A 7,539-nucleotide genomic window follows, 5' to 3' on the forward strand; every position below is an offset into this window, starting at 1 on the left:
TCACCAAACCTCACACACGATCTCGCCGCCCAGCTGGCGGCGGCGGGCTTCGCGATCCGGCAGGATCCCCTGTGAAGTCGAAACCAGGACTACACCGAGGCCGCCGTTGGAACGAGGAAGCTCACCGGCTTTGCGGTAGACACGACGACCGGGCTTGGAAACCCGCCGAAGACCGGAGATGATCTTCTCGCGACGCGGCCCGTACTTGAGCTGAATCGTCATCTCACGCGCCGGTCCTTTCGGCTCGACATCGAATCCCTCTATGAATCCCTCGGCGGCGAGGATGCCGGCGACGGCCTCCTTGACCTTGGAAGACGGCATGGTCACTGTCACGTGCCCCGCCTGTACGGCGTTGCGGATTCGAGTCAGCATGTCGGCAATGGGATCGGTCATCATGATTACCACGAAGCCTTTCTCACACCGGGTAGCTCACCCCTGCGGGCGAGTTCACGCACACAGATGCGGCACATGCCAAATTTCCGCAGGTAAGCGCGCGGCCGACCACACCGCTTGCAGCGGTTGTAGGCGCGCGATTTGAACTTGGGCGTGCGATTGGCTTTCGCAATCAGAGATTTCTTCGCCATGAACTAGCTCCTACACCTGCGCTTGTTGTTTGCGGAACGGGAAGCCGAACGCATTCAGCAAGGCCCTCGCATCTTCATCGTTGTCGGCCGTCGTGCATATGGTGATATCCATTCCACGAACGGTTGAGACCTTGTCGTAGTCGATCTCCGGAAATATCAGCTGCTCGGTGACTCCGAACGAGTAGTTGCCGCGCCCGTCGAACGACTTCGGGTTCAGGCCGCGGAAGTCACGCACACGGGGAATCGCCACAGCCACGAGCCTGTCGAAGAACTCCCACATGCGCTTGCCGCGCAACGTCACAGAGGCGCCGACCGGCATACCTTTGCGTACCTTGAAGTTGGCAATCGACTTCTTGGCCAGGTTCATCTTCGGCTTCTGGCCCGTGATGATGGCGAGTTCGTCCATCACCGAGTCGATCGCCTTCTTGTCGGCAACGGCTTCGCCCACGCCAACGTTGACGACGATCTTCTCCAAACGCGGCACCAGCATGGCGTTCGGCGCGTTGATCTCTTCCATCAGCTTGGGAGCGATCTCATCGTTGTACTTCTGCTTCAGTCGCGGAATCACAGTTCACCTCCGCACTTCACGCAGGTGCGAGTCTTCTTGCCGTCACCGTCGATTCGGTATCCGATGCGGGTCGGGCCGCATTCATCGCAGATGATCATGACATTGGAAGCGTCCAGCGGCATGTCCTTGTCGATGATGCCACCCTGCATCGTCTGTCCGCGCGGCTTCATATGCCGCTTGGCGGTATTGACGTTCTCGACGATTACCTTGTTCTTCTTGGGAATGACGCGGATGATGCGAGACTCCCTACCGGAGTCCTTGCCTGCCATTACCTTGACTTTGTCGCCTTCGCGCAACCGCATCACAGCACCTCCGGAGCCAGCGAGACGATCCTCATGAACTTCTTCTCGCGGAGTTCTCGAGCCACCGGGCCGAAAATACGAGTACCGCGGGGCTGCTGGTTGGCGTCGATGAGCACACACGCGTTGTCATCGAAGCGAATGTAGGTGCCGTCTTGCCGGCGGTGTTCCTTGGCCGTGCGAACCACGACTGCTTGAACGACCTCACCACGTTTGACTGCAGCACCCGGAATCGCTTCCTTGACTGTGCCGACGATCACATCGCCGACACCGGCGTACCGGCGCTTCGAGCCGCCGAGCACGCGAATGCACAGCAACTCCCGAGCGCCGCTGTTGTCGGCCACTTTGAGGCGGGATTCCTGCTGGATCATCGGGCCCGCTCCACAACTTCGACCACGCGCCAGCGCTTGGTCTTCGATAGCGGCCGCGTCTCTGCGATCAACACGGTATCTCCCATGCGGGCATCGTTTGCCTCATCGTGAGCATGGAATCGAGACCGACTGCGTACGATCTTGCCGTACAGCGGATGGCGCCGGGAGCCCGTGACCTCGACCGTGATCGTTTTGTCTCGCTTGTCCGACACCACGACCCCGAGGCGCGTCTTGCGACGTGTTCGGTCTGCCATTACGCACCTTCCTTGTCGGCAACCGCTGCTTGCGCCTGCCAGGCTTCGATTTCTTGTTCTCTCATAACCGTCATGATGCGAGCCACTTCGCGCCGGACCTGTCCGAGCCGGGCGGTGTTGTCCAACTGGTTGGTTGCCAGCTGAAAACGCAGGTTGAAGGCCTCAGCCTTCGCCTCTGCGAGCGCCTCGAGCAGTTGTGCGGTCGAGAGCTCTCGGAGTTCCTCGGTAGTCACCCTTCCTCCCGCGTCACAAATCGTGTCCGGACCGGCAACTTGTGGCCGGCCTTTCGCATCGCTTCCCTGGCCAGATCCTCGTCGACTCCGGACAGTTCGAACATCACGCGGCCCGGTTTGACGACCGCAACCCAGAACTCTGGGGCGCCCTTGCCGGATCCCATTCGGGTCTCGGCCGGCTTGGCCGTCACCGGCTTGTCGGGGAAGATGTTGATCCACACCTTTCCGCCACGGCGCACAGCGCGGGTGATCGCCACACGAGCCGATTCGATCTGCCTGGAGGTGATCCACGCGGCGTCGAGCGACTGAAGGCCGTAGTCGCCGAAGTTCACGCGGGTGCCGCCCTTGGCGGGACCGCGTCTCCGACCGCGATGCACCCGGCGGTACTTTGTCCGCTTGGGCATCAACATCTCTACTCGCCTCCTTCTTCCTGGCTCGCTCCGGCTTCCGCGGCGTCGCCGTTGTCGGCGTCGGCCGGTTCTGCCGCAGCATCTTCATCGCCGGTGCTTGCCTCCGCGACAACTGCGTCCGCCGCTGCCTCGTCAACCGGCACCTCATCGACTGCAGCCTCTTCAACAGGCACAACCGTTTCAAGCTCCGGTGTGATGAGAGTCTCTTCGGCACTCGCCTCGACGCTCACCTCCGCAGAGGGGGTCTCGTCGACGAGGGCACCACGTTCTTCTTCGTATTGGCTGATTGCCTCGTTCCGGGCGATCTTCTTCGACGAAGATTCATCCCTTCGCGCAGTCTCTTTGCGCTTGCCGCCGCCGGCTTCGATGATTCGCTTGCCGCCGCCGGCTTCAATGAGGCGAGGCATCTTATCACTTCCGGCGGCCGCTTCAGCCCGTGCCTTGGCCGGGGCCACCCGACCGCGGCTGGGACCTCCGGTCGCCAGAGCAGCTTCCGCAGCGATCTTCTCACGCGTCACCGATGGACTGGCGACCACATCGCCCTTGTAAACCCAGACCTTCACGCCGATCGCACCGACCGTGGTACGGGCGGTGGCAGTGCCGTAGTCGACGTCGGCCCTCAGCGTATGGAGCGGCACCCGTCCTTCCCGATACCATTCCCGGCGTCCCATGTCTGCACCGCCGAGGCGACCCTTGCACTCGACGCGTACGCCTTCGGCGCCGGCTTTCATAGCAGCCGCCACTGTGCGCTTCATCGCCCGACGGAACGCAACACGGTTCTCGATCTGGTCCGCCACGCCTCTGGCGAGCAGCTGCGCATCGGTCTCGGGATCTTTCACCTCGATGACGTTCAGCTTGATGCGGCGACCTGTCAGCTTCTCGAGACCGTCGCGCAGACGCTCGGCCTCCGAACCCTTGCGCCCGATGACGACGCCGGGACGTGCCGTATGCACGTCGATCTGCACCTTGTCACGGGTGCGCTCCAGCTCGATGCGGCTGACGGCGCCCCTCGTGAGCTCTGCATCGAGGTAGTCGCGTATCTTCCAGTCCTCGTTGACGAGTTCCGTGTAGTCCTTGTCGCTGTACCAGCGGGACTTCCAGTCGGTCACGATTCCGAGACGGAAGCCGTAAGGATGTGTCTTCTGGCCCATCTTCTTACTCCTCCTCGCCGTCGGATACGACGACCGTTATATGGCTGGTGCGCTTGTTGATGCGTGTCGCACGGCCTCGAGCTCGCGGGCGCCACCGCTTCAGCGTGGGGCCCTCGTCGGCATAGGTCTCTGCCACGAACAGGTCGCCGGCATCGAGCGCCAGATTGTGCTCGGCGTTGGCGACGGCCGAGTCGAGGACCTTCCGTACGTAGCCGGCGGCCCGGCGTTCGGTGAGATCGAGTACATGCCGTGCCTCTTCGACCGGGAGGCCCCGGACCAGGTCGAGCACGCGCCGCACCTTGAATGGCGACTGACGGATGAACTTGGCTTGAGCGCGGGCTTTCATCGCTTCCTCACTGAACCTGCGTGCCCGCGGAATGTGCGGGTTGGAGCGAACTCGCCGAGCTTGTGACCGACCATAGACTCCGTGATGTAGACCGGAACATGCTTACGACCGTCGTGGACGGCGATAGTGTGTCCCACCATTTCGGGAAAGATCGTGGAGCGGCGACTCCACGTGCGGACTACCCGCTTCTCTCCCTTTGCGTTGAGGTCCTCGATCTTGCCGATCAGGTGATCGTCTACGAAGGGACCTTTCTTCAGGCTTCTTGCCATGATTACCGCCGTCCCTTCCTGGCACGCCGACACACGTGCGAAGCGAGCTTCGCAGTTGCATCGGCCGACGTCTCGTTGATGGCCGTATGCATCAGCGCCTTCCCTTCTTGGTGCGCCGACGCACAATGTATTGATCGCTTGATTTGCTCTTCTTGCGGGTGCGCCCTTCGGGCTTGCCCCACGGGCTGACGGGATGCCGTCCACCGGATGACCGGCCTTCGCCACCGCCGAGAGGGTGATCGATCGGGTTCATTGCAACACCGCGCGACTGGGGGCGGACGCCCTTCCAGCGGTTGCGGCCTGCCTTGCCGATCTTGATCAGCTCGGACTCGGTGTTGCCGACCTGGCCGATGGTCGCGCGACAATCGAGCGACACCATTCTCATCTCGCTGGAGGGCAGCCGCAGCAGCGCCATGTCGCCCTCTTTGGACATCAACTGCACTCCGGTACCGGCGGCGCGGGCCATCTTGGCCCCGCCACCCGGTCGAAGCTCGATGGCGTGCAGGATCGTGCCGGCAGGAATGTTCCGCAGCGGGAGAGCATTGCCCGGCCTGATCTCGGCTTTGGAGCCGGACTCCAACTTGTCTCCGACTTTCAGACCGACCGGAGCGAGAATGTATCGCTTCTCACCGTCGTGATAGTGCAGCAAGGCGATTCGCGCGTTGCGGTTCGGGTCGTACTCGACGGCCGCCACGGTGGCCGGAATCCCGTCCTTGGTGCGGCGGAAGTCCACGACCCGGTAGCGGCGCTTGTGCCCACCACCGCGATGCCGGGAAGTGATCCGGCCGTGAGTGTTGCGGCCGGCGCTCTCGTTGCGCTTCACGATCAGCGACTTCTCGGGCTTCTTCTTGGTCAGCTCCGAGAAGTCGGCCACAGTCTGGAACCGCTGGCCGGGTGAAGTTGGTTTCCTTTTCTTGATTGGCATCGCTATACCCCGAAGATGTCGATCGATTCGCCCGCAGCGAGCTTGACCATTGCCCGCTTTGAATCGGGGCGCTTACCCAGGACCCATCCGGTCCGCTTTACTTTTCCGAACTTGTTCATCGTGTTGACCGAAACGACCTTCACCTCGAAGATCGATTTGATGGCCTCTTTGATCTCCGTCTTGTTGGCACGGCGATCTACGACGAACGTGTAGGTGTTCGTCTTCTCGATGAGGTCGTAAGACTTCTCCGAGACAACCGGTTCGAAGATGATGTCACGAGGGTCCTTCATCAGCCCTCACCTCCCTCGTCATCGACTTCATCGGCCGGAGAAACAGGCGCATCCGCCGCAGCTTCCTCAACCTTTTCAGCTTTAGCCGAAGAGGCAGATTCACGCACGAAGTCATCGTCGGACACATCGAACTTCTCCAACCCGGACAACGCTCCGAGCGTCTGCGAGGTGAAGACAATCGTCTCCGCCCACAGGACGTCGTAGGTCGTCAGGTGACCTGCATTGCAGGTCATCACGTTGGGCAGGTTGCGGAACGAGCGTTCGGCGATCCCGTCGCCTGCGCCCACGACGACCAGGATCTTTCGACCTGCTTCGATGGCACCGAGAAGCGACTTGGCCTGCTTGGTCTTCGGGACCGTCCAGTCGAAGGAGTCTATGACCTTGACCTCGGATTCACTGGCGCGTGCCGACAGAGCCCCGCGGAGGGCGAGTCTCTTCATCTTCTTGGGCGTCCGCTGGCTGTAGTCGCGTGGTTTCGGCCCGAAGGCAACACCACCGCCGGTCCACTGAGGTGCACGGATCGAGCCGTGCCGTGCCCGGCCCAGACCTTTCTGACGCCAGGGTTTCTTGCCGCCGCCGCGGACCTCCGCACGAGTTCTAGTGGAGGCGGTGCCCGACCGGGCACCCGCCATCTGGGCGGTAACGACCTGGTGCATCACGGGAATGTTCGGCTCGAGGCCGAAGACCGTGGCGTCGAGGCTGACTTCACCGATGCTGGCTCCGTCTGCGTTGAAGAGAGGGGCTTTGAGATCCGCCATCAGTTCTTCACCGCCTCTCGTACGAGCACCATCGAACCTTTGGGCCCGGGGACAGATCCGCCGAGAAGGACGAGACCGCGCTCCCGATCGACCTCGACGACTTCGAGGTTGAGCATGGTCGTACGGTCACCGCCCATCCTGCCGGCCATCTTCTGCCCTTTGAACACACGGGCGGGAGTTGCGCAGGCGCCGATGGAACCCGGCGCACGGTGCACCTTGTGGACACCGTGGCTCGCTCCCTGGCCGGAGAAGTTGTGACGCTTCATCACACCCTGGAATCCCTTGCCCTTGGAGACTCCGGACACATCTGCCTTGCCGCCCTTCTCGAGCACGTCGGCGATGGTGATCTCCTGGCCTATCTGGAATACGGCGACGTCGTCAACCCGCACCTCTACGAGGTGACGGGCGGGCGCTACGCCGGCTTTGCCGAAGTGGCCCGCCTCAGGCTTTGAGAGCTTGTGAGCAGGTACCTCGCGGTACGACAACTGGATCGCCGAGTATCCGTCGGTTTCCGGTGTCTTGATTTGAACGATTCGGCACGGCCCCGCCTTGATGACGGTCACGGGAATCGCCCGCGCCTCATCATCGAAGACCTGGGTCATACCCAGCTTTTCGCCGAGGATTGCTTTCACAGCTTGATCTCCACTTCCACACCCGCCGGAAGGTCGAGGCGCATGAGCGAGTCGACCGTCTTCGGCGTCGGCTCGAGGATGTCGATGAGGCGCTTGTGAATCCGCATCTCGAAGTGTTCCCTCGAGTCCTTGTCGACGTGCGGTGACCGGATCACGCAGTAGCGGTGGATCTCCGTCGGCAAGGGAACCGGGCCCTTGATCTTCGCCTGGGTCCTGATGACCGTCTCAGAGATCTTGCGCGCCGACTCATCGACCACCTCGTGGTCGTAGGCCTTCAGCCTGATCCTTATCTTCTGTGCTTCGTCTGCCATTGTCGCTTTGCTCCAGTCCTTAGCCTTTAGCTGTTGGCAAATCGCTAACGGCTAAGAGCTAATGGCTGGGCAACCCCAAAAGGGCTACCCACTTACTTCAGAATCTTGGTAACCCGACCGGCACCAACCGTCCGACCA

General features: G+C 61.9%; 15 protein-coding genes and 1 pseudogene. All 16 read right to left on the minus strand.

Annotated features, from left to right (window positions below; all coding sequences use genetic code 11):
• Window positions 1–396 carry a 30S ribosomal protein S8 gene (gene rpsH, locus VLT15_03620; GenBank protein HSR44306.1) on the minus strand — a complete coding sequence of 132 codons (396 nt, stop codon included), beginning with the start codon at window positions 394–396 and terminating at the stop codon, window positions 1–3.
• A gap of 2 nt (window positions 397–398) precedes the next feature.
• Window positions 399–584 carry a type Z 30S ribosomal protein S14 gene (locus VLT15_03625; GenBank protein HSR44307.1) on the minus strand — a complete coding sequence of 62 codons (186 nt, stop codon included), beginning with the start codon at window positions 582–584 and terminating at the stop codon, window positions 399–401.
• Window positions 585–594: 10 nt separating this feature from the next.
• Window positions 595–1,152, minus strand: a complete 558-nt coding sequence (gene rplE / locus VLT15_03630; GenBank protein HSR44308.1) for a 50S ribosomal protein L5 — start codon at window positions 1,150–1,152, stop codon at window positions 595–597.
• The gene (gene rplX, locus VLT15_03635) at window positions 1,149–1,454 is read right to left on the minus strand and encodes a 50S ribosomal protein L24 (protein HSR44309.1); all 306 of its coding nucleotides are present in this window, start codon (window positions 1,452–1,454) and stop codon (window positions 1,149–1,151) included. The genes rplE and rplX overlap by 4 nt, the downstream gene beginning before the upstream one ends.
• A complete protein-coding gene (rplN, locus tag VLT15_03640) occupies window positions 1,454–1,822 on the minus strand; it encodes a 50S ribosomal protein L14 (protein HSR44310.1) in 369 nt (122 codons plus the stop codon). The genes rplX and rplN overlap by 1 nt, the downstream gene beginning before the upstream one ends.
• Window positions 1,819–2,076 carry a 30S ribosomal protein S17 gene (gene rpsQ / locus VLT15_03645; protein HSR44311.1) on the minus strand — a complete coding sequence of 86 codons (258 nt, stop codon included), beginning with the start codon at window positions 2,074–2,076 and terminating at the stop codon, window positions 1,819–1,821. Before rpsQ ends, rplN begins: the two co-directional genes overlap by 4 nt.
• Complete coding sequence (gene rpmC, locus VLT15_03650) at window positions 2,076–2,309, minus strand: 50S ribosomal protein L29 (protein ID HSR44312.1); 234 nt, start codon at window positions 2,307–2,309, stop codon at window positions 2,076–2,078. The genes rpsQ and rpmC overlap by 1 nt, the downstream gene beginning before the upstream one ends.
• Window positions 2,306–2,719 (minus strand): 50S ribosomal protein L16, encoded by a 414-nt coding sequence (rplP, locus tag VLT15_03655; protein HSR44313.1) that lies wholly within the window; start codon window positions 2,717–2,719, stop codon window positions 2,306–2,308. The genes rpmC and rplP overlap by 4 nt, the downstream gene beginning before the upstream one ends.
• Before the next feature lie 530 nt (window positions 2,720–3,249).
• Window positions 3,250–3,870 (minus strand): annotated as a pseudogene (gene rpsC / locus VLT15_03660) (30S ribosomal protein S3).
• Between the two features lie 4 nt (window positions 3,871–3,874).
• Entirely contained in the window at window positions 3,875–4,216 is a 342-nt protein-coding gene (rplV, locus tag VLT15_03665; GenBank protein HSR44314.1) for a 50S ribosomal protein L22, read from the minus strand.
• Complete coding sequence (gene rpsS, locus VLT15_03670; GenBank protein HSR44315.1) at window positions 4,213–4,485, minus strand: 30S ribosomal protein S19; 273 nt, start codon at window positions 4,483–4,485, stop codon at window positions 4,213–4,215. Before rpsS ends, rplV begins: the two co-directional genes overlap by 4 nt.
• Window positions 4,486–4,576: 91 nt before the next feature.
• On the minus strand, window positions 4,577–5,410 hold the full coding sequence (gene rplB, locus VLT15_03675; protein ID HSR44316.1) for a 50S ribosomal protein L2: 834 nt from the start codon (window positions 5,408–5,410) through the stop codon (window positions 4,577–4,579).
• A 2-nt stretch (window positions 5,411–5,412) separates the two neighbouring features.
• Window positions 5,413–5,700: a 50S ribosomal protein L23 gene (gene rplW, locus VLT15_03680; GenBank protein HSR44317.1), complete on the minus strand. Its 288-nt coding sequence runs from the start codon at window positions 5,698–5,700 to the stop codon at window positions 5,413–5,415.
• Entirely contained in the window at window positions 5,700–6,458 is a 759-nt protein-coding gene (gene rplD / locus VLT15_03685; protein ID HSR44318.1) for a 50S ribosomal protein L4, read from the minus strand. The genes rplW and rplD overlap by 1 nt, the downstream gene beginning before the upstream one ends.
• The gene (gene rplC / locus VLT15_03690; GenBank protein HSR44319.1) at window positions 6,458–7,090 is read right to left on the minus strand and encodes a 50S ribosomal protein L3; all 633 of its coding nucleotides are present in this window, start codon (window positions 7,088–7,090) and stop codon (window positions 6,458–6,460) included. Before rplC ends, rplD begins: the two co-directional genes overlap by 1 nt.
• Window positions 7,087–7,401, minus strand: coding sequence for a 30S ribosomal protein S10 (rpsJ, locus tag VLT15_03695; GenBank protein ID HSR44320.1), 315 nt, complete (start codon window positions 7,399–7,401; stop codon window positions 7,087–7,089). Before rpsJ ends, rplC begins: the two co-directional genes overlap by 4 nt.
• Window positions 7,402–7,539: the final 138 nt, after the last annotated feature.

It is taken from the genome of Acidimicrobiia bacterium (genome assembly GCA_035471805.1).
Taxonomy (GTDB): Bacteria; Actinomycetota; Acidimicrobiia; order Spongiisociales; family JAHEDJ01; genus JAHEDJ01.

Coding starts and splice junctions, on each gene's coding strand:
- rplD (HSR44318.1), bottom strand. CDS start 6,458: ATGGCGGATCTCAAAGCCCCTCTCTTCAACGCAGACGGAGCCAGCATC.
- rpsQ (HSR44311.1), bottom strand. CDS start 2,076: ATGGCAGACCGAACACGTCGCAAGACGCGCCTCGGGGTCGTGGTGTCG.
- rplV (HSR44314.1), bottom strand. CDS start 4,216: ATGAAAGCCCGCGCTCAAGCCAAGTTCATCCGTCAGTCGCCATTCAAG.
- rplX (HSR44309.1), bottom strand. CDS start 1,454: ATGCGGTTGCGCGAAGGCGACAAAGTCAAGGTAATGGCAGGCAAGGAC.
- rplB (HSR44316.1), bottom strand. CDS start 5,410: ATGCCAATCAAGAAAAGGAAACCAACTTCACCCGGCCAGCGGTTCCAG.
- rplW (HSR44317.1), bottom strand. CDS start 5,700: ATGAAGGACCCTCGTGACATCATCTTCGAACCGGTTGTCTCGGAGAAG.
- rpsS (HSR44315.1), bottom strand. CDS start 4,485: ATGGCAAGAAGCCTGAAGAAAGGTCCCTTCGTAGACGATCACCTGATC.
- rplN (HSR44310.1), bottom strand. CDS start 1,822: ATGATCCAGCAGGAATCCCGCCTCAAAGTGGCCGACAACAGCGGCGCT.
- VLT15_03625 (HSR44307.1), bottom strand. CDS start 584: ATGGCGAAGAAATCTCTGATTGCGAAAGCCAATCGCACGCCCAAGTTC.
- rpsH (HSR44306.1), bottom strand. CDS start 396: ATGATGACCGATCCCATTGCCGACATGCTGACTCGAATCCGCAACGCC.
- rpsJ (HSR44320.1), bottom strand. CDS start 7,401: ATGGCAGACGAAGCACAGAAGATAAGGATCAGGCTGAAGGCCTACGAC.
- rplP (HSR44313.1), bottom strand. CDS start 2,719: ATGTTGATGCCCAAGCGGACAAAGTACCGCCGGGTGCATCGCGGTCGG.